The organism is Nitrospirillum amazonense (assembly GCF_007828045.1).
In the GTDB taxonomy this organism is placed as follows: domain Bacteria; phylum Pseudomonadota; class Alphaproteobacteria; order Azospirillales; family Azospirillaceae; genus Nitrospirillum; species Nitrospirillum amazonense_C.
In genome coordinates this window covers 71,510-89,858 of the sequence record NZ_VITN01000026.1, presented here as the reverse complement: position 1 = coordinate 89,858, position 18,349 = coordinate 71,510, and the positions used below count along the sequence as shown (strand labels likewise).

Here is an 18,349-nt window from a genome sequence, read left to right as displayed (position 1 = left end):
CAGGGTCCGTAGAGGACTTCCACCTCCAAGTCACAAGCCGGTTACCAACCCGGCTCTCGGTGCTTACGCACCTCGCGCCATGCCTGGCGCACCAAGAAAAAGGCCGCCACCCGGCTGGGGCGGCGGCCTTTCCATGATCCAACGCTAGACGATCACTGCTTGGCCAGCGGGGCGTAGGCGCCGTTGTGCCAGGCGTAGATGACGTAGTCGTTCTGCTTGCGGTCGCCCTTGGCGTCGTAGGAGACGGGCCCGACGGCGGTCATGAATTCCTGGCCGCTGTGCAGGACGGCCGCCACCTTCTTGGGATCGGTGCTGCCCGCCCTGGCGGCGGCCTGGGCCCAGACCTGGACGGCGGCGTAGGAGTAGAGCGAGAAGATGTTGGGCTCCCCGCCGTTCTTGCGGAAGCTGTCCAGCGCCTCCTTGGCGGCGGGGCTCTGCCGCACGTCGGCGTTGTAGGCCATCATGACCCCTTCGCCCATGGCGCCGGCGGTGGTCCAGAACTCATCGCTGGCCAGGGTGTCGCCCGCCAGGAAGGCCGCCTTCAGGCCGGCGGTGCGCGACTGGCGCACCAGCAATCCGGCCTCGGGATACAGGCCGCCGTAGAACACGGCGTCCACGTCCGCCGACTTCAGGCGGGTGACCATGCTGCTGAAGTCCTTCTCGCCCGCGGTCAGGGTGCCGTTCAGGGCCACGGCCACGCCCCTGGCCTTCAGCGTGGCGCGGACGGCGTCGGCCAGGCCCTTGCCGTAGGTGGTCTGGTCATCGACGATGGCGATCTTGCCACCCTTGTAATGGTCGGCGAGATAGGCGCCGATGACCTGGCCCTGCTGGTCGTCGCGGCCGCAGGTGCGGAACAGCGTGTCCCATCCCTGGGCGGTCAGCTCCGGACTGGTGGAGCTAGGGGTGATGACGATGACGCCCTCATCGGCGTAGACCTGGGCCGCCGGCATGGTGGTGCCGGTGGTCATGTGGCCCATGACCATGGCGACGCGGTCCGTGACCAGGCGGTTGGCGGCGGCGACCGACTGCGTCGGCTCCCCGCCATCATCCACCGCGTCCACCACCAGCTTCTGCCCCAGCACCCCGCCCTTGGCGTTGATGTCGGACACGGCCTGGTCCGCGCCCCGCCGCAGCTGGGTGCCCACGGCGGCCAAGCGGCCACTGAGCGGAACACCGACGCCGATTTTGATGTCCGCCAAGGCGGGAAGGCTGATCGACAGCAGGGGCAGGGCGAAAACGGCGGCACGCGCGAAGGAAGGGACACGCATTGAACTGTGATTCCTGAACCGAGGGGAGGCTAATTTACACTACTTGACCTCGGTATAGGATCCATCGCGCCATTGGTAAACTGTGTAATCGGCAGTGGTGCGATCTCCTTTTGCATTGAAGGAGAGGGGGCCGATCACAGTCTGGAAGCTGCCTTTGTGCAAGGCGTCGGCCACCTTGGCCGGGTCCGTGCTCTTGGCCGTGGTCACCGCCTGGGCCCAGGCCTGCACGGCGGCATAGGAGTAAAGGGTGTAGGCCTCGGGCTCATAATTCTGGGCGCGGAAGCTTTTCACAACCTCCGCCGCCACGGGCTGCTGGCGGTAATCGGCGCCGAAGGTGTTCAGCACGCCGTTGCCCATGGCGCCGGTGATGTTCCAGAACTCGTTGGAGACGATGCCGTCGCCAGCCATGAACTTGGCCTTCAGCCCCTTTTCCGCCATCTGGCGCACCAGCAGGCCGGCTTCGGTGTGCAGGCCGCCGAAATAGACGAAATCGACCTGCGCGTCCTTCATGCGGGTGATGACGGAGGACATGTCGCGGTCGCCCACCGTGACCGCCTCATACACCACCTCCTTCAGGCCCAGCTTGGCCAGGGCGGCGCGGGTGGCGTCCGCCAGGCCCCGGCCATAGGTGGTCTGGTCCTGCAGGATGCCGATGCGGGCCTTGGGGAAATTCTTGGCGATGTACTGGGCCGCCACCTCGCCCTGCTGGTCGTCGCGCCCGCAGGTGCGGAAGGTGGTGTGGCTGCCCATTTCCGTCAGCTGCGGATTGGTCGAGCCGGGGGAGATCTGGACCACGCCTTCCTCGGAATAGACCTTGGCGGCGGCAATGGAAACGGCGGAGTTGTAGTGACCGATGACGGCCACCACGCCCTGGGTGATCAGCTTGTTGGCCGCGGCCACGCCCTGGCTGGGGTTGCTGGCGTCGTCCGCCTGGATCAGCACGATCTGCTCGCCCAGCACGCCGCCCTTGGCGTTCAGGTCCTTGATGGCCTGCTCGCTGCCCCGGCGCAGCTGTTCGCCCACCACGGCGTTGGGGCCGGTCAACGGGGCGCCCAGGCCCAGCTTGATCTCGGCCCGGGCGGCGCCGGCCCCAAGGCCCGCCGCCACCATGATCGCCACCGCCGCGACGCGGCCCTTCATGCGCACCATGCCACCATTCCCCCATTTCCCGATGCCGGCGGCCCACCCCAGCGGGTGGCCCGCCCTGTTATGAGCCGAAGGTAGCACGCACCTGGCACCACAACTCCAGTGCGTCGCCATCCCTTGCGCGGAATGGGAAAAGATACGACATCTGGGCACGCCCGTTCGTGCAACACCCCCTTTCCATCACAGGGAATTCGGCCATGGCCGCCTATGACTACGACCTTTTCACCATCGGCGCCGGCTCCGGCGGGGTGCGCGCCAGCCGAATCGCGGCCGGTCATGGCGCCCGCGTGGCGGTGGCAGAGGAGCGGTACTTGGGCGGCACCTGCGTGAATGTCGGCTGCGTGCCCAAGAAGTTCCTGGTCTACGCCGCCCAGTATTCCGCCGGCTTTCAGGATGCCGCCGGCTATGGCTGGGACGTCGAGGCGCGGGACCATGACTGGCGGCGCCTGATCGCCAACAAGGATGCGGAGATCACCCGCCTGAACGGCATCTACCGCCGCCTGCTGGAGAATTCCGGCGCCACCATCTTCGAGGCCCGCGCCACCATCGTGGACGAGCACACGGTGGACGTGGGCGGCAAGCGCGTGACGGCGGAGCGCATCCTGATCGCCACCGGCGGCTGGCCGGAACTGCCGGAGAAGCCCGGCGTGCGCGACTACGCCATCACCTCCAACGAGGTGTTCCACCTGGAAAGCCGCCCCGAACATATCGCCATCGTCGGCGCCGGCTACATCGCCACGGAATTCGCCGGTGTGTTCAACGGCCTGGGATCCCGCACCACGCAGATCTACCGGGGCGACAAGCTGCTGCGCGGCTTCGATCAGGACGTGCGGGATTTCCTGGGTGCGGAGATGGTCAAGGCCGGCGTCGACCTGCGCCCCGGCACCACCATCGAACGCCTGGAGAAGACGGGCCGCTGCCTGGTCGCCACCCTGTCCGATGGCACGACGCTGGAACTGGACGCCGTGCTCTACGCCACCGGCCGCCGGCCCAACGTGCGCGGCCTGGGGCTGGAGCGCGTGGGCGTGCAACTGAACGAGCGTGGCGCCATCAAGGTGGATGAGCAGTACCGCACCACCGTGCCCAACATCTATGCCTTGGGCGACGTGACCGACCGCGTGAACCTGACGCCGGTGGCCACGGCCGAGGGCCATGTGCTGGCCGACACCCTGTACGGCAACAAACCGCGCAGCGTGAACTATCACAACATCCCGACCGCCGTTTTCTCCATCCCCCCCGTCGCCACCTGCGGCATGACGGAGGAACAGGCGCGCGCCGTCTATCCGGCGGTCGACATCTACCGCACCAACTTCAAGCCCATGAAGCACACCATTTCCGGCCGGGACCAGCGCATGCTGATGAAGCTGGTGGTGGACCGCGCCAGCGACCGGGTGGTGGGCTGCCACCTGGTGGGCGACGACACGCCGGAGATGATCCAGGGCGTGGCCGTGGCCATGAACGCCGGCGCTACCAAGGCCGTGTTCGACAGCACCATCGGCCTGCACCCGACGGCGGCCGAAGAGTTCGTGACCTTGCGGACCAAGGTGCCGGATTTGGTTTGAGGGACGGCGGAGCCGTGTGACCCGGCCTGACCTCAGGCCGGGCGGGCCTTTGCCGCCACGGGCGCGCGCCGGCTGTTGGCGGCCAGCCCGGTTTCCACCAGCTGGGCCAGGCCCGGCACCATTTCCTGGCGCAGCCAGTCCAGCTTCTGCCCCGGGGCACCCCGGCCGGTGGTGGGGAAGGCGCGCTTCCAGCCGCCCAGCTTCACCGCCAGGCCGCAGCACAGGGCGCCGACGCCGGTGTGGTGCGCCTCGATCTCACGGCGCATGGCCTGGAAGCCCTCAGCCGACAGATCATCCCACAGCTGCCGCGTCATGCGGTCGAAGCTGCGGAAGCAGCCCTCCAGCTGGGTCATGATGGTGTTCAGGCTGGTATCCACCGTGGTGATCAGGCGCTGGGCGGCGCTGTCGGTTTGCACCAGGGGGGCACGCTTCAGATCCGCCAGCCAGCGGCCGAATTCTTCCAGCAGGGCGTGGGCGCCGTCCCGGCAGCTGCGGAAATAGGCGACCGACAGGAAGATATCGCCGTACTGCGCCAGGAATTCGGGAATCTCGGTCAGCTTCAGGCCCAGCCGCCCGGCGATGTGCCGCAGGTTGGCCAGGGTCTCCGCCCGGTCGGGGCTGGAGAGCAGGGCCGTCAGGTCGCCCATGTTCTCCACCCGCGCCGCCTGCTCGCCATAGACGCGGCGCAGCAAGGGGCGGGTGAAGCCCTGCATGTACTGGGTCAGCTCCTCCTGCTTTTCCGGGGACAGCACCAGATGCTGGTGCTCATCCACCGCGATGCCCAGGGCACGCAGCTCGATGCGCAGGGAGTAGACGTCGAACGAGGCCACGGCGCCCAGCTTCAGCAGCAAGGCCATGTCGCGTTCCAGCGAGGCCTTGTCGGCCGCGAATTCCCGCCCCAGGCCCTCGATCTGGATGAGCCCGGTGCCGGCGCGGGCGTCGCGGAACAGTTCCACCATCGTTTCCAGCCGCGCCGTCTTCACCAGGCGCGCGCGCTTCAGCCCGCTGACGGTCAAGGGCAACAGGTGCAGCGGCAGCAGGTGCAGGGCGTCGGTCTCATCCGACCAGGCGGCGGTATCACGAATGGGGCGGTCGGCGGCAGCGTGGGAGATGCCGTCGGCCCGGGGTGGCTCCAGCGTGACTGGGCGCAGCGGCATTGCCCGGGACAGGGCGGGGGGCGGCGGCGAAGCCATGGGGTCGGCGCCTGGCGCATCGTGGACTGCAAGCGGCATATGGTGGTCCTGAAAGCCGTAATGCGATCCGTCACCCGAATTGGACGGCCGATGGGAAGGGCGGAGCAGGGGCTGCCATCCCGTTCCTGGCAATCAGCATAAATCCAATTGAGTAGTAGTAAAGTACTAACTGGGCGGATGGGGCGAGCGAGGGGAGTGTTCCCTCCATTTTTAGTGTGGCCGACAATGATTACATCAAATCCAATATAACTATTCGTCACAATTCATCGCTTCCCGTAGGTAAGAGGCGCACCTCATGGGATTGAACGGGCGGATGCTCAAGGGCAGGGGCCGGGCCGTGGCGCGGTCGCGCCCCGCGTCGGCCGCCGGGCAGCCATCCCGTTCTTGCCTGCTGGCGGCAGCGGGGCCATAGTCCCGCCCCGATACGGCGGCGTCCCCCGTGCGGGGGGCGTATCCGTCCCCCTCTGACCGCCCTAGGGATCCCATGCGCTTTCCGCACCGGCACCTGCTTGGCATCGAAGGCCTGAGCCAGGCCCAGATCAATACCATCCTGGATCTGGCCGACACCTACGTCGAACAGAACCGCAGCCCCAACAAGAAGTCGGACGTGCTGCGCGGCAAGACCGTGGTCAACCTGTTCTTCGAGAACTCCACCCGCACCCGCACCAGCTTCGAGCTGGCGGCCAAGCGCCTGGGCGGCGACGCCATCAACATGTCGGTCGATGGTTCCAGCGTGAAGAAGGGTGAGACCCTGCTGGACACCGCCACCACGCTGAACGCCATGCACCTGGACGTGCTGGTGGTGCGCCATCCGGAGTCGGGCGCGGTGAAGCTGCTGGCCGACAAGGTGAACTGCGCCGTCATTTCAGGCGGCGACGGCGCGCACGAGCATCCGACCCAGGCCCTGCTGGACGCCCTGACCATCCGCCGCAATAAGGGGCGGCTGGACGGCCTGACCGTCACCATCTGCGGCGACATCCTGCACAGCCGCGTCGCCCGCTCCAACATCCAGCTCCTGAACATCATGGGCGCCCGGGTGCGCGTGGTGGCGCCGCCCACCCTGCTGCCCCGCGCCATTGGTGAGCTGAGCGTGGAGGTGCACCACGACATGGCCACCGGCCTGAAGGACGCCGACATCGTCATGATGCTGCGGCTGCAGCTGGAGCGCATGCAGGGCCAGTTCGTCCCCTCGGTGCGGGAGTACTACCGCTTCTTCGGCCTGGATTATGAGAAGCTGGCGGCGGCCAAGCCGGACGCCCTGATCATGCATCCCGGCCCCATGAACCGCGGGGTGGAGATCGACAGCCTGGTGGCCGACGACATCAACCGCAGCGTCATCCTGCAGCAGGTGGAACTGGGCGTGGCCGTGCGTATGGCCTGCCTGGATCTGCTGACGCAACACGGTCGCAACGACCCGGCCTGACGCGCCGCCCCGTCTCCGCCCCGCCTCACCGCCTCTCGCTCTTCCGGGACCATCCCCATGGCCACACACGCCCGCACCGCCATCCTGAACGCCCGCCTGCTGGATCCGGACAGCCGCCTGGACCAGCGCGGCTCCCTGCTGATCGATGGTGGCAAGATCGCCGACCACGGCCCCGGCCTGTTCCGGGACGGCGTGCCGGAAGGTATCGAGACCATCGACGCGGAAGGCGCCTGCGTCGCCCCCGGCTTGGTCGATCTGCGCGCCCAGGTGGGCGAGCCGGGGCACGAGGATAACGAGACGCTGAAGACCGCCAGCCAGGCGGCGGCGGCCGGCGGTGTCACCGCCCTGGCCTGCCTGCCCGACACCGACCCAGTCATCGACGACGTGGCGGGGCTGGAGTTCATCGCCCGCCGCGCGCGCGAGGTAAAGCTGGTGAAGGTCTTCGCCTACGCCGGCATCACCCGCGACCTCGGCGGCAAGGAACTGACGGAGATGGGCCTGCTGGCCGAGGCCGGCGCCGTGGGCTTCACCGACGGCGGCAAGGCCGTGGCCGACGCCCTGGTCATGCAGCGCGCGCTGGCCTACGCCAGCATCTGGGGCCGCCCCATCCTGCAGCATCCGCAGGAACCGCGGCTGGCCACCGGCGCCATGAATTCGGGGGAGATCGCCACCCGGCTGGGCCTGTCCGGCATTCCCGCCGTGGCCGAGGTCATCATGCTGGAACGGGACCTGCGCCTGGTGGAGGCCACGGGCGGCCGCTACCACGCCGCCGACATTTCCACCGCCGAGTCCGTGGCCGTCATCCGCGCCGCCAAGCGCAAGGGCCTGAAGGTCACTTGCGACACCGCCCCGCCGTACTTCACCCTGACCGAGCGGGACGTCGGCGATTACCGCACCTTCTTCAAGCTGTCGCCGCCGCTGCGCACCGAGGATGATCGCCAGGCCATCGTGGAAGGGCTGGCCGACGGCACCATCGACTGCATCACCAGCGACCACCTGCCCTGGAACCAGGACGCCAAGCGCGTGCCCTTCGCCCAGGCGGCCTTCGGCTCCGTGGGGCTGGAGACGCTGCTGCCCCTGACGCTGGACCTGGTGCACAAGGGGCACATGAGCCTGCTGGACGCCCTGGCCGCCGTCACGGTGAAGCCCGCCGCCGTGCTGAGCCTGAACCTGGGCCGCCTGCGCACCGGTGCCGCCGCCGACCTGGTCATTTTCGATGCCGAGCGGCCATGGCGCGTGGATGCCGAGGCGCTGCACAGCAAGTCCAAGAACAGCTGCTTCGACAGGCACCCGGTGCAGGGCCGCGTGCTGCGCACCCTGGTGGATGGCCGCACCGTCTTCCAGTTGGCGGCCTGACCGTCATGGACACGGCGGCGCTGCCCCTGATGCCCCTGGTGCTGGCGCTGGCCGGCGGCTACCTGCTGGGCTCCATCCCCTTCGGCCTGGTGCTGGCCTACCTGGGCGGCTATGGCGACATCCGCAAGATCGGCTCCGGCAACATCGGCGCCACCAACGTGCTGCGCACGGGCAACAAGCCCCTGGCCGCCGCCACCCTGGTCCTGGACAGCGGCAAGGGCGCCATCGCCGTGGGCGTCGCCCACTGCCTGGCCATGAGCGTCCTGCCGTCGCCGGACGCGCCGCACTTGGCCGCCCTGGTGGCGGGCGGTGGCGCCATGCTGGGTCACACTTTTCCGGTGTGGCTGGGCTTCAAGGGCGGCAAGGGTGTGGCCACGGCGCTGGGCGTGCTGCTGGCCACCTGCTGGCCGGTGGGCGTCATTGCCTGCCTGACCTGGTTGCTGATAGCCATCCTGTTCCGCATCTCCTCCCTTTCCGCCCTAGTGGCCCTGGCCTTGGCGCCGCTGGCCGCCTGGTTCCTGCCCGCGGTGTGGCCTGACGCCGCCGACTTCGGTGCCGGCGGGGCGGAAGCCGCCCTGGCGCTCGCCATCGCCGTCCTGGTCTGGATCCGCCACCGCGCCAACATCGGCCGCCTGCTGGCGGGGACGGAACCCCGGATCGGGCAGGGGAAGAAGAAGGAAGGCTGACCCAGCTCAGCCCCTTTGAACCCCAGGGCACCTATCCTTATTTCAAGGATGTCCCCTTTTGAGAGGAACGGTGATGAGCAAGAAGACCGACAAGGACGCCGATACCGGCAGCATCCTGGGCAACATCATCCTGGAAGAGGTGGTGGAGGCGATCGAAGAGGCGCGCTCCCCCACGCCGGACATCTTCCCGCCCATCCCGCACGAGGCGCCGCAACCCAAAGGCACGCCCGCCGTGGACAGGCGGGAGGATGAGCAGGAATCCCCGAGGAAGCGGCCGGACGCGCCGGGGCATCACAGCCGCTAACCCCGCAGCATCCTACCTTAGCCCTGGCCGGCGGCCTTCAGGATCAGGCCGGCGATCTCTTGCGCGTGCGACACCAGGGTCAGGTGGCCGCCATCGACCTCGATGGTGTCCGCGTTCATGCGCTTGGCCAGGAAACGCTCCAGGTCGGGAGAGATGGTCAGGTCCTGCTTGGACACGGCGTAGTAGCTGGGCTTGTCATGCCAGGCGGCGGCGGTGGTGCGGCCGGCGAAGATGCTGGCCGCCGTGGGGCCCTGTTCGGCGTACAGCGCCTTGGCCTGCGCCGGGGCGACACCGTTGGCGAAATAGTCCAGGAAGCCCTTTTCCGAGATGACGGTCATGCCGTCGTGGTTTTGCACCTCCGCCCGCACGGGCATGGTGGGGAACTTGGCCGACAGCGCCACGAAATCCTCATTCGCATCCGGGGCGCGGGCGGCGACATAGACCAGGGCCGTCACCTTGGGGTCGGTGCCCACGTCGCTGATCACGGTGCCGCCCCAGGAATGGGCCACCAGCACGGTGGGACCGTCCTGCTGCGCCAGCACGGCGCGGGTGGCGGCGTCCGACTCCGCCAACGAGGTCAGCGGGTTCTGCACGGCCGTGACATGCAGGCCCTTCGCCTGCAGGATCTTGATGACCTCGTTCCAGCTGGACCCATCGGCCCAGGCGCCGTGCACCAGCACGATGTTATGGACGGGGGCCGGGGCCCCCGGGGTGGTGGCCGCAGCGGCGGGCAGGGCGACGGTGGCGGTGGTCAGAGCAAGGGTGGCGACAAAGGACAGCTTGCGAAACATGGCGGGTCTCCTAGCATGAGATCGAACGGGGAGGGGAAGCGCAACGGCTTCTTTCCCTTCTTCGGGGGCCCTTCCCGGGGCGTAACAGCACCACAGAAATTTTTTTGATTCTTTTTCACGCCGCCCTGTAACAAGCCGGCCCCCGCCGGCGAAGGATGGATATGGACCCGTTGGAAGACCGGTGGGCGGCGGCGATGCGCGCGGAACGGCGTGGCGATGCCGCCGCCTATCAGCGCTTCCTGGCCGAGGCGGCAGCGCTGTTCCGGCGGGTGGTCCATAACCGCCTGGGCCGCTTCGGCCTGGGCACGGCGGAGACGGAAGACATCGTGCAGGAAATCCTGATCGGCCTGCATACCAAGCGGCACACCTGGGACCCCAGCCGGCCCGTCATGCCCTGGTTGCACGGCATCGCGCGCTACAAGTTCCTGGACGCGGCCCGCAAGCTGCGGCGGGAGGCGCTCAGCGGCGCGGACCTCACCATCGACGACCTGGCGGCGCCGGAGGAGGAGCGGGAGCGCGCCCTGGTGGATTTGGACCGTCACATCGCCCAGTTGCCGGCCGGCCAGCAGGGCGTGGTGCGGGCCCTGGCCGTGGAGGGCCTGTCGCCCCAGGCCACGGCCCAACGGCTGAACCTCAGCGAGGGCTCCGTCCGCGTGTTGTTCCACCGCGCCCTGAAGGCCCTGTGGAACGCCGCCGATCCACCCGCACGGGATGAGGGAGGAAGAAAGCCATGAACCGCTCGACCGAGACCTTGATCGCGCAGCTGTCGGGGCAGGCGGGCCGCCGTTCCGGCCTGCGTATGGAGACCTTCCCCGCCGTGCTGGTCCTGGCGCTGACCCTGTCGCTGGCCATCGCCATCGCCGTGGTTCTGGCTCTGGCGGGTGTGCGGCCGGACATCGGCACGGCGGCGACGCAGGCGCCCTTCCTATTCAAGGTGGCCGGTACCGGTGCGCTGGCGTTGGCCGGCGCCTGGCTGGTGCTGAGGTCGGCGGCGCCGGGGCGGGGACTACCGCCCCTGGCGCCTTTGCTGCCCGGCTTCCTGATCATGACCTTCCGGGCGGCCACCGACCGCTCCGGCCTCTCCTATCTGGGCCTGCACACCTATTCCGCCCCGACGTGCATGAGCATCATCATAGCGGCCTCCCTACCGGCTCTGGCCGCCCTGATCCTGCTGCTACGACACGGCGCGCCCACGCAGCCGGTGCGCGCCGCCGCCGTGGCCGGCGGCCTGGCCGGGGCCCTGGGCGCGATGGCCTACGCCCTGGCCTGCGAGAACGACGCTGGGACCTTCGTGCTGCTGTGGTACAGCGCCGCCATCGCCGTCATGGCGGCGGTCGGCGCGGTGGCGGGGCGGATGGCGTTGCGGTGGTAGGGTCTGGCCCCTTGCCAAAGTCTATAAAGGGACTATTGTAAGGCAACCCTAGCCTTACCGACGATGTCTGCCATGGCATTGGAACTGACCATCACCGCCAAGGGCCAAGTCACGCTGAAACAGGCTGTGCTTGACCACCTTGGGCTCCGCCCGGGCCAAAAGGTCGGCGTCGTTTTTTTGCCTGATGGGCGTGTTGAACTTCAGCCCGCCGCAGCACGTCCCAGCGTTGTCCGTGCACGCGGCATGCTCCGGCGGCCAGGGCAGCGCGTGATCTCTCTCCAAGAGATGCAGGCGGCGGTCGAGGCCGAGGCCGTCCGCGCCGTCAAAGGATGAGGGTCGCCATCGACACCAACGTGCTGGTCCGTTATCTGACCTGGGACGATGAGGCACAGGCCCAAAAAGCGGCGGCCGCCATCGAAAATGCTGAAACGCTGATCATCCCTCTGCAGGTGCTGTGCGAGACCGCGTGGGTTCTCAAACGGCTTTATCGGTATGGTGATCAGGAAATCGCAGCGGCTTTACGGACGGTGACCGACGCCAGAAGTGTCCAAGTGAACCGACCGGCCCTGGAGACCGGGTTATCATTGCTGAGCCAAGGCAGGGATTTCGCCGATGGTGTCATCTTGGCCGAAGCCGATGCGGCCGGCGCCGACACGCTGATGACATTCGACCGGGCGTTCGCGTCGCTATCAAAGGCGACTTTGTTGTAGGACTGACGCGGCCTCAGCCGCTGATCCACTCAACCAGCGCCTGGCTCACTGCCTCCGACTGTTCCAGGGTTGAGGCGTGGCCGCAGTGGGGCACGATCGCCAGCCGGGCGCCGGGGATGGCGGCGGCCATGTCGCGGGACCGCTCCGGCGGCATCAGGGGGTCGCTGTCCCCCACCAGCACCAGGGTGGGCACGCGGATGGTGGGCAGGGTGGGGCGGCTGTCGGGGCGGCCGATGACGGCCGCCGTCTGCCGCGCCAACCCCTCCACCCCGACCGTCAGGCCCATGCGCAGGTTCACCGCCGCCAACTGGTCGTCATCGCGATGGTCGGGATGCAGCATGCTGGCCATGGCCTGGCGCAGCACGCTGGCGAACCTGGCCTTGCGCGCCAGGGCGACGAAGGCCCGGCGCTGGTCCGACTGCTCCGGCGTGTCGGGCAGCGCCTGGGTGCTGACCAGCGCCAGCTTCACCACCCGTTCCGGCGCTTGGCGCATGATCTCCAGGGCGACGTAGCCGCCCATGGAGAGGCCGGCCAGGGCGAAGCGGGGCGGGGCGTCGGCCAGGATGGCCGCCGCCATGTCCGCCATCGTCTCGCCCGCCAGGGTGTTGGCCACGGTGACGGGGCCGTGTGGCCACAGCGCCGCGACCTGATGGGCGAACACCTCGGCCGTGCACAGCAGGCCGGGAATCAGGACGATGGGTGTCATGCCCCCTTCGCCTTGCGCTTCTTGGGCGCCACGGCCTCCACCGCCGGCGGCACCTCCGACAGGTAGGGTTTCAGGTAATGGCCGGTGTGGCTTTCCGGCACGGTGGCCACATGCTCGGGCGTGCCCTCGGCCACGATGCGGCCGCCGCCGGCGCCGCCCTCGGGGCCCATGTCAATGATCCAGTCGGCAGTCTTGATGACCTCCAGGTTATGCTCGATCACCAGCACGGTGTTGCCCTGGTCCACCAGGGCGTGCAGCACCTCCAGCAGCTTGCGCACGTCCTCGAAGTGCAGGCCGGTGGTGGGCTCGTCCAGGATGTACAGGGTGCGGCCGGTGGCGCGGCGGGACAGTTCCTTGGCCAGCTTCACCCGCTGGGCTTCGCCGCCTGACAGGGTGGTGGCCGGCTGCCCGACGTGGATGTAGCCCAATCCAACCTCATCCAGCGTCTGCATGCGGTCGCGGATGGCGGGCACGGCCTGGAAGAAGGAGGCGGCCTCCTCCACCGTCATGTCCAGCACGTCGGCGATGCTCTTGTCCTTGTACAGGACCTCCAGCGTCTCGCGGTTGTAGCGCTTGCCGTGGCAGACGTCGCAGGTGACGTAGACGTCGGGCAGGAAGTGCATCTCGATCTTGATGACGCCGTCACCCTGGCAGGCCTCGCACCGGCCGCCCTTGACGTTGAAGCTGAAGCGGCCGGCGCCGTAGCCGCGCGCCTTGGCCTCCGGCAGCCCGGCGAACCAGTCGCGGATGGGCGTGAAGGCGCCGGTGTAGGTGGCGGGGTTGGACCGGGGCGTACGGCCGATGGGCGACTGGTCGATGTCGACGATCTTGTCCAGGTGCTGCAGGCCCAGGATATCGTCGTGGGTGCCCGGATGCTCCCGCGCGCCGTTCAGGCGCTTGGCCAGGGCCTTGTACAGCGTCTCGACGATCAGGGTGGACTTGCCGCCGCCGGACACGCCGGTGACGCAGGTGAAGGTGCCCAGGGGGATGCGGGCATGCACATCCTTCAGGTTGTTGGAGCGCGCGCCGATGACCTCCAGGAACTGGCCCTTGTGGCCGGCGCGGCGGCGGTCCGGTAGGGCGATGCGGCGCCGGCCGGTCAGATAGTCGCCGGTGATGCTGGCCGGGTTGGCCATGACCTCCGCCGGGGTGCCGGCCGCCACCACCGTGCCGCCGTGGACGCCGGCGCCCGGCCCCATGTCGACCAGATAGTCGGCGGTACGGATGGCATCCTCGTCATGCTCCACCACCAACACGGAGTTGCCCAGATCGCGCAGGCGCTTCAGCGTGGTCAGCAGGCGGTCGTTGTCGCGCTGGTGCAGGCCGATGGACGGTTCGTCCAGCACGTACAGCACGCCGGTCAGGCCGCTGCCGATTTGGGAGGCCAGGCGGATGCGCTGGCTCTCGCCACCCGACAGGGTGCCGGAGGCGCGGTCCATGGCCAGGTATTCCAGGCCGACATTGTTGAGGAAACCCAGCCGCTCGTTGATTTCCTTCAGGATACGGTTGGCGATGTCCTTCTGCTTCTGCGTGAGGTGGCCGTCCAAACTCAGGAACCAGGCGCCGGCCTCCTGGATGGACATGCGGCTGACCTCGGCCACGTTCAGACCGTTGATCTTGACGGCCAGGGCCTCCGGCTTCAGGCGCGCGCCGCCGCAGGCCTCACAGGGTTGGGCCGACTGGTACTTGGAAAGCTCCTCCCGCATGAAGTTGCTTTCCGTCTCCTTCCACCGGCGCTCCAGGTTGCGCACCACGCCCTCGAAGGGCTTGTTGGTCTCGTAGGACCGCAGGCCGTCGTCATAGCGCAGGGTCACCGGCTTGCCGCCGGAGCCGAACAGGATAAGGTTCTTCAAATCCTCCGGCAGGTCGCTCCACGGCGTGTCCATGCGGGCGTTGTGGTGGCGCGCCAGGCTTTCCAGCGTCTGGGCGTAGTATTGGGAGGTGGAGCCCGCCCAGGGGGCGATGGCGCCATCCTTCAACGACAGGCGGGTGTCCGGCACCACCAGTTCGGGGTCGAAATACAGCTTCTGCCCCAGGCCGTCGCAGGCGGGGCAGGCGCCGAAGGGGTTGTTGAAGGAGAACAGCCTGGGCTCGATCTCCTCAATGGTGAAGCCGCTGACCGGGCAAGCGAACTTGGCGGAGAAGACGGTGCGCTCGCCCCCGTCCGCGTTCTCCGCGAACACCAGGCCGTCCGCCAGTTCCAGCGCCGTCTCGATCGAATCCGCCAAGCGGTTCCCTAAGCCTTCCTTCACGACGATGCGGTCGACCACCACCTCGATGTCGTGCTTCAGCTTCTTGTCCAGCGCCGGCGCCTCGTCGATCTCCATCATCTCACCGTTGATCTTGACGCGCTGGAAGCCGCGCTTGCGCAGTTCCTGAAGCTCTTTCTTGTACTCGCCCTTGCGGCCGCGCACGACGGGGGCCAGCAGGTAGAGGCGCGTGCCCTCAGGCATGGCCATGATGCGGTCCACCATCTGGCTGACCGTCTGGCTTTCGATGGGCAGACCGGTGGCGGGGGAGTAGGGGATGCCGACCCGCGCGTAGAGCAGGCGCATGTAGTCGTAAATCTCCGTCACCGTGCCGACGGTGGAGCGGGGATTGCGGCTGGTCGTCTTCTGTTCGATGGAGATGGCGGGCGACAGCCCCTCGATGCTGTCCATGTCCGGCTTCTGCATCAGCTCCAGGAACTGGCGCGCATAGGCCGACAGGCTTTCCACATAGCGCCGCTGCCCCTCGGCGTAGATGGTGTCGAAGGCCAGCGATGATTTGCCCGACCCTGACAACCCGGTGATGACCACCAGCTTGTCGCGCGGCAGATCCACGTCGACGTTCTTCAAATTGTGTTCCCGCGCGCCGCGGACGCTGATATATTTGTTCATGGTATGTTCTGAATAATCGATCGGGGTAGGCGCTGGCAAGGGGGATTACGCCGGTAGGGCGCCGTCCCACCGGCCAGCCGGCGACAGAGCGCCTTAATATGGGGGTGCCCGTGTCAAAAGGCGACAGCAGGATGCACCCCCTTACGGACGATTTCGTGACAGGGGGGCAGGGTGCCCCAAAAGGGCGCCCTGATCGATATTTTGGGTATGCCGAGAGTCCTGACCACCATGGCTGTGGCATTGGATATGAACGGCGGTGTAGGCTCTCCCCATCAACGACGGGCGTTTTTCGCCCCATTTGGATTCAGGACGGATCGGACATGGCTGGCAGCGTCAACAAAGTCATCCTCATCGGCAACCTGGGCAAGGAGCCTGAGGTCAGGTCCATGCAGAACGGTGGCAAGGTGTGCAACCTGCGCATCGCCACGTCTGAGACGTGGAAGGACCGCAACAGTGGGGAGCGGCAGGAACGCACCCAGTGGCACCAGGTGGTGATCTTCAATGAGGCGCTGATCGGCGTGGCCGAACGCTTCCTGAAGAAGGGCTCCAAGGTCTACATCGAAGGCCAGCTGGAAACCCGCAAGTGGACCGATCAGTCCGGCCAGGAGAAGTACACGACCGAGGTGGTGCTGCGTCCCTTCCGGGGTGAGCTGACCATGCTCGAGGGCCGTGACGGCGGCGGTGGCGGCGGCTACGAGTCGGGTGGCGACTTCGGCGGCGGCGGTGGCGGCTCCAGCTACGGTGGCGGTGGCGGTGGCTACGGTGGGGGCGGTTCCTCCTCCGGCGGCGGTTCGCGCGGCGGCTTCGGCGGCGGCGGCAAGCCGGCCGACGATCTGGACGACGAAATCCCGTTCTGAGTGCCGGGAACAGCCGGATAGAAGTACCAAGGAACCGATCTTAGCCTCGCGAAGGCGGGTCGGTTCTTTGTTTGTGGGAAGCGCGCCGATGACCGCCCCGCCGCGGATTGCCCGCGCGCCGTGGGAGACCATCGGTGCGGCATTTGAATCGACGGGGGCCAGCGAGGCCAATCCGATAACGCCGGACCGACGCGGGTTCAGCCACGGCTAATACGCGTGTCCTAAAACGCCTGCGGTGCGGGCTATGCCCCACGCAACGGCGCATTCTTCAAAAAAGTCACGAATACCGCGCGGTCACGACGGCGCCCCGGGGGCGGCCATGCCTGACATTCAGCCTGAGGCAGGCAGCGGATGCAACTAGCGCGATATTATTTCAACCATTAAGACTCTTTTTGTTGACTCACGCTCTCATAGGTTTATGTTGTCACCCAACGAACAATTAACGTTGGCAGGGCGGTGGCGCGGGAGTATCCGAATAAAAAACATCGCCTGCCATAATTTGCAGAAAAAAGTCTGCAAATTTGCGTCACCGTGCCGATAAGCATCATTGAATTATTTTAAAATATCCAAGCAATGAGGTAATCGGATTTTTTGTCCAATATTGGATGAACGGAGGAGTCTAAGAATGGCTACTATTAATATTATGGTTGCGGTCGACGTGGAGACGGCCCAGTCCACCGCCAGCGGCAACGTCATCACCAAAGGGTTGTATATGATTGATACAACCGGCTATGAGGGCACTGCCGAGGGGGGCAACGAGCTGACGACCCCCTGCAATGCCGGTGACACGTTGGTCTGGACCATCTATCCGATCAATCCGTCCGACAATATCGCGATCACCGGGTTCACCGGGACAGCGGTCAACGACAAGATCTTCCAGAACCTTGGACAGCAGAAGACGCCAGCGGGCGTTGTCTATTGGACTTGCGCCATCAACTTTGGCACGCAGAGCGGCAGCTATCAGTACAGCCTGAACATTTCGATGTCCGGCAAGTCCTATACCTACGATCCGTTCGTCAAGGTCACGGCCAATTAAGGTCAGCCCCCGAACCCCGATCCCGGTCGGCAACGGCGGAGGACGCAGCGCCTCCGCCGTTGTTTCACCCTGTGCAGACCCGTGAGATGGCGGAAAAAATGCCCCCCTCTGGCCAGACAATCAACATTGCGCCCAGAATCAAGATAATGGTCGCAATAAATACCGAACTCGCTCAAGTAAATGCAAAAAACGGAGCCATTACATCCGGTCTATATATGTTTGATACCACCGGATATAATGGCTCTTCCGGCACCGGCACCAAACTGTATACGGACTGTCGTGTCGGCGACCATCTGAATTGGGCCATCCGGCCGCTCAATCCAAACGACGAAGTCACAATCAGTGAAATTTCCGGCCCCGCTGTCGCGGACGGCATTTTGCTGAATCTTGAGCAAGTCCGTGAGCATGGGGTTTCCTGCTGGACGGCCCTGGTTGGCAGTCGCTGGCACGACAGGATCGCCAAGTATCACCTGAGCCTGAATGTGAATGGTTTGACCCTCACCTACGACCCGCTGGTTGCCGTTGCTGGCCCCGGCACATGATTTAGCGCCATCGGAAAGCCAGCAAGAGGCCATCCTGGCCGGTGGCCGACCAGAGCCAATGCCGGTCTCCCGCCGCGCCCAATCCCAGGCGCGCCCAATCCCATGGCTGATCCTCTGCGTTGGGTGGCCGTCCCATTCTCCTCAACCGATTCAGGACGTGCTGCCGCGTCCGTGCCGCCGGTTGGCCGTGGCGCCGGTGCCGGCGGAGCTTTCCGCACGGTCGCCCTGCGGCCCCTTCTGGCCACTGCCGGCCGCAGTCCAGTCCCCTTTCGACCCGGCCCGGGGCCGCGTGCCGCCGGTGCTGGCCGGGGGATCATGCGGTGGCCCCTCCATCCCACGCGACTTCTTGGTCGCGGCGTGGCCGGTCATGGCCCACTCATCCTTCAGACGCTGCGCGTCGCTGGCCTCCCGCACATCGTGCTTTTTGTCCGCCGTGCCGCGCTGATCCGGCTGCGCGGCCTGTTGGCGGGTGTGGTCGTGGTGATGCTGGGGCATGCTCTCCTCCGGCGTTCGTCGTG

General features: G+C 66.8%; 19 protein-coding genes. 12 read left to right on the top strand and 7 right to left on the bottom strand.

The genetic code is table 11. The features are described from left to right. Nucleotides 1-152: 152 nt before the first annotated feature. Both FBZ89_RS26735 and FBZ89_RS26730 read right to left on the bottom strand, forming a co-directional pair. On the bottom strand, nt 153-1,268 hold the full coding sequence (locus tag FBZ89_RS26735) for a branched-chain amino acid ABC transporter substrate-binding protein (protein WP_145753738.1): 1,116 nt from the start codon (nt 1,266-1,268) through the stop codon (nt 153-155). A 39-nt stretch (nt 1,269-1,307) separates the two neighbouring features. Then, nucleotides 1,308-2,417, bottom strand: coding sequence for a branched-chain amino acid ABC transporter substrate-binding protein (locus FBZ89_RS26730; protein ID WP_088873360.1), 1,110 nt, complete (start codon nt 2,415-2,417; stop codon nt 1,308-1,310). Nucleotides 2,418-2,611: 194 nt separating this feature from the next. On the opposite strand from FBZ89_RS26730, the gene gor reads away from it, so the two are divergent. Continuing rightward, nucleotides 2,612-3,976 (top strand): glutathione-disulfide reductase, encoded by a 1,365-nt coding sequence (gene gor, locus FBZ89_RS26725; RefSeq protein WP_145753737.1) that lies wholly within the window; start codon nt 2,612-2,614, stop codon nt 3,974-3,976. Between the two features lie 32 nt (nt 3,977-4,008). On the opposite strand, the gene FBZ89_RS26720 is transcribed toward gor, so the two are convergent. Continuing rightward, on the bottom strand, nt 4,009-5,169 hold the full coding sequence (locus FBZ89_RS26720) for a hypothetical protein (protein ID WP_145753735.1): 1,161 nt from the start codon (nt 5,167-5,169) through the stop codon (nt 4,009-4,011). A 484-nt stretch (nt 5,170-5,653) separates the two neighbouring features. On the opposite strand from FBZ89_RS26720, the gene FBZ89_RS26715 reads away from it, so the two are divergent. The 4 genes from FBZ89_RS26715 to FBZ89_RS26700 all read left to right on the top strand — a co-directional run bounded on the left by FBZ89_RS26715 (nt 5,654) and on the right by FBZ89_RS26700 (nt 8,938). Then, a complete protein-coding gene (locus FBZ89_RS26715) occupies nt 5,654-6,592 on the top strand; it encodes an aspartate carbamoyltransferase catalytic subunit (RefSeq protein WP_004272168.1) in 939 nt (312 codons plus the stop codon). Between the two features lie 57 nt (nt 6,593-6,649). Continuing rightward, nucleotides 6,650-7,948, top strand: coding sequence for a dihydroorotase (gene pyrC, locus FBZ89_RS26710; protein WP_145753733.1), 1,299 nt, complete (start codon nt 6,650-6,652; stop codon nt 7,946-7,948). Nucleotides 7,949-7,953: 5 nt separating this feature from the next. Further along, entirely contained in the window at nt 7,954-8,634 is a 681-nt protein-coding gene (plsY, locus tag FBZ89_RS26705) for a glycerol-3-phosphate 1-O-acyltransferase PlsY (protein WP_246172602.1), read from the top strand. Nucleotides 8,635-8,707: 73 nt separating this feature from the next. Beyond that, the gene (locus FBZ89_RS26700; protein ID WP_145753731.1) at nt 8,708-8,938 is read left to right on the top strand and encodes a hypothetical protein; all 231 of its coding nucleotides are present in this window, start codon (nt 8,708-8,710) and stop codon (nt 8,936-8,938) included. A 17-nt stretch (nt 8,939-8,955) separates the two neighbouring features. Here FBZ89_RS26700 and FBZ89_RS26695 read toward each other — a convergent pair whose 3' ends face one another. Then, entirely contained in the window at nt 8,956-9,729 is a 774-nt protein-coding gene (locus FBZ89_RS26695) for an alpha/beta hydrolase (protein WP_145753729.1), read from the bottom strand. A gap of 161 nt (nt 9,730-9,890) precedes the next feature. Here FBZ89_RS26695 and FBZ89_RS26690 point away from each other — a divergent pair, with 161 nt between their 5' ends. The 4 genes from FBZ89_RS26690 to FBZ89_RS26675 all read left to right on the top strand — a co-directional run bounded on the left by FBZ89_RS26690 (nt 9,891) and on the right by FBZ89_RS26675 (nt 11,811). Then, complete coding sequence (locus FBZ89_RS26690) at nt 9,891-10,463, top strand: sigma-70 family RNA polymerase sigma factor (protein ID WP_145753728.1); 573 nt, start codon at nt 9,891-9,893, stop codon at nt 10,461-10,463. Continuing rightward, nucleotides 10,460-11,101 (top strand): NrsF family protein, encoded by a 642-nt coding sequence (locus FBZ89_RS26685; RefSeq protein WP_145753726.1) that lies wholly within the window; start codon nt 10,460-10,462, stop codon nt 11,099-11,101. Before FBZ89_RS26690 ends, FBZ89_RS26685 begins: the two co-directional genes overlap by 4 nt. Before the next feature lie 72 nt (nt 11,102-11,173). Then, on the top strand, nt 11,174-11,434 hold the full coding sequence (locus FBZ89_RS26680; protein WP_211115363.1) for an AbrB/MazE/SpoVT family DNA-binding domain-containing protein: 261 nt from the start codon (nt 11,174-11,176) through the stop codon (nt 11,432-11,434). Next, nucleotides 11,431-11,811 (top strand): type II toxin-antitoxin system VapC family toxin, encoded by a 381-nt coding sequence (locus FBZ89_RS26675; RefSeq protein WP_145753722.1) that lies wholly within the window; start codon nt 11,431-11,433, stop codon nt 11,809-11,811. Before FBZ89_RS26680 ends, FBZ89_RS26675 begins: the two co-directional genes overlap by 4 nt. A 13-nt stretch (nt 11,812-11,824) precedes the next feature. Here the strand turns inward: FBZ89_RS26675 and FBZ89_RS26670 are convergent, their stop codons facing one another. Together FBZ89_RS26670 and uvrA are read right to left on the bottom strand one after the other, a co-directional pair. After that, nucleotides 11,825-12,517 carry an alpha/beta fold hydrolase gene (locus tag FBZ89_RS26670; RefSeq protein ID WP_145753720.1) on the bottom strand — a complete coding sequence of 231 codons (693 nt, stop codon included), beginning with the start codon at nt 12,515-12,517 and terminating at the stop codon, nt 11,825-11,827. Beyond that, nucleotides 12,514-15,396, bottom strand: a complete 2,883-nt coding sequence (gene uvrA / locus FBZ89_RS26665; RefSeq protein ID WP_145753718.1) for an excinuclease ABC subunit UvrA — start codon at nt 15,394-15,396, stop codon at nt 12,514-12,516. The genes FBZ89_RS26670 and uvrA overlap by 4 nt, the downstream gene beginning before the upstream one ends. Before the next feature lie 320 nt (nt 15,397-15,716). Here uvrA and ssb point away from each other — a divergent pair, with 320 nt between their 5' ends. From ssb to FBZ89_RS26650, 3 genes are all read left to right on the top strand, one after another. Beyond that, nucleotides 15,717-16,253 carry a single-stranded DNA-binding protein gene (gene ssb / locus FBZ89_RS26660; protein ID WP_145753716.1) on the top strand — a complete coding sequence of 179 codons (537 nt, stop codon included), beginning with the start codon at nt 15,717-15,719 and terminating at the stop codon, nt 16,251-16,253. 625 nt (nt 16,254-16,878) lie between these two features. Continuing rightward, nucleotides 16,879-17,289, top strand: a complete 411-nt coding sequence (locus tag FBZ89_RS26655; protein ID WP_145753714.1) for a hypothetical protein — start codon at nt 16,879-16,881, stop codon at nt 17,287-17,289. Between the two features lie 71 nt (nt 17,290-17,360). After that, nucleotides 17,361-17,831: a hypothetical protein gene (locus FBZ89_RS26650; RefSeq protein ID WP_145753713.1), complete on the top strand. Its 471-nt coding sequence runs from the start codon at nt 17,361-17,363 to the stop codon at nt 17,829-17,831. Nucleotides 17,832-17,981: 150 nt separating this feature from the next. On the opposite strand, the gene FBZ89_RS26645 is transcribed toward FBZ89_RS26650, so the two are convergent. Next, nucleotides 17,982-18,326: a hypothetical protein gene (locus tag FBZ89_RS26645; RefSeq protein ID WP_145753711.1), complete on the bottom strand. Its 345-nt coding sequence runs from the start codon at nt 18,324-18,326 to the stop codon at nt 17,982-17,984. Nucleotides 18,327-18,349 lie beyond the last annotated feature (23 nt).

What these genes read in the sequence shown, in the direction of transcription:
- FBZ89_RS26645 (WP_145753711.1), bottom strand. Translation starts at nt 18,326, where the DNA reads ATGCCCCAGCATCACCACGACCACACCCGCCAACAGGCCGCGCAGCCG.
- FBZ89_RS26700 (WP_145753731.1), top strand. Translation starts at nt 8,708, where the DNA reads ATGAGCAAGAAGACCGACAAGGACGCCGATACCGGCAGCATCCTGGGC.
- FBZ89_RS26680 (WP_211115363.1), top strand. Translation starts at nt 11,174, where the DNA reads ATGGCATTGGAACTGACCATCACCGCCAAGGGCCAAGTCACGCTGAAA.
- FBZ89_RS26685 (WP_145753726.1), top strand. Translation starts at nt 10,460, where the DNA reads ATGAACCGCTCGACCGAGACCTTGATCGCGCAGCTGTCGGGGCAGGCG.
- plsY (WP_246172602.1), top strand. Translation starts at nt 7,954, where the DNA reads ATGGACACGGCGGCGCTGCCCCTGATGCCCCTGGTGCTGGCGCTGGCC.
- uvrA (WP_145753718.1), bottom strand. Translation starts at nt 15,396, where the DNA reads ATGAACAAATATATCAGCGTCCGCGGCGCGCGGGAACACAATTTGAAG.
- pyrC (WP_145753733.1), top strand. Translation starts at nt 6,650, where the DNA reads ATGGCCACACACGCCCGCACCGCCATCCTGAACGCCCGCCTGCTGGAT.
- FBZ89_RS26670 (WP_145753720.1), bottom strand. Translation starts at nt 12,517, where the DNA reads ATGACACCCATCGTCCTGATTCCCGGCCTGCTGTGCACGGCCGAGGTG.
- FBZ89_RS26735 (WP_145753738.1), bottom strand. Translation starts at nt 1,268, where the DNA reads ATGCGTGTCCCTTCCTTCGCGCGTGCCGCCGTTTTCGCCCTGCCCCTG.
- ssb (WP_145753716.1), top strand. Translation starts at nt 15,717, where the DNA reads ATGGCTGGCAGCGTCAACAAAGTCATCCTCATCGGCAACCTGGGCAAG.
- FBZ89_RS26730 (WP_088873360.1), bottom strand. Translation starts at nt 2,417, where the DNA reads ATGGTGCGCATGAAGGGCCGCGTCGCGGCGGTGGCGATCATGGTGGCG.
- FBZ89_RS26690 (WP_145753728.1), top strand. Translation starts at nt 9,891, where the DNA reads ATGGACCCGTTGGAAGACCGGTGGGCGGCGGCGATGCGCGCGGAACGG.
- FBZ89_RS26715 (WP_004272168.1), top strand. Translation starts at nt 5,654, where the DNA reads ATGCGCTTTCCGCACCGGCACCTGCTTGGCATCGAAGGCCTGAGCCAG.
- gor (WP_145753737.1), top strand. Translation starts at nt 2,612, where the DNA reads ATGGCCGCCTATGACTACGACCTTTTCACCATCGGCGCCGGCTCCGGC.
- FBZ89_RS26720 (WP_145753735.1), bottom strand. Translation starts at nt 5,169, where the DNA reads ATGGCTTCGCCGCCGCCCCCCGCCCTGTCCCGGGCAATGCCGCTGCGC.
- FBZ89_RS26675 (WP_145753722.1), top strand. Translation starts at nt 11,431, where the DNA reads ATGAGGGTCGCCATCGACACCAACGTGCTGGTCCGTTATCTGACCTGG.
- FBZ89_RS26695 (WP_145753729.1), bottom strand. Translation starts at nt 9,729, where the DNA reads ATGTTTCGCAAGCTGTCCTTTGTCGCCACCCTTGCTCTGACCACCGCC.
- FBZ89_RS26655 (WP_145753714.1), top strand. Translation starts at nt 16,879, where the DNA reads ATGGCTACTATTAATATTATGGTTGCGGTCGACGTGGAGACGGCCCAG.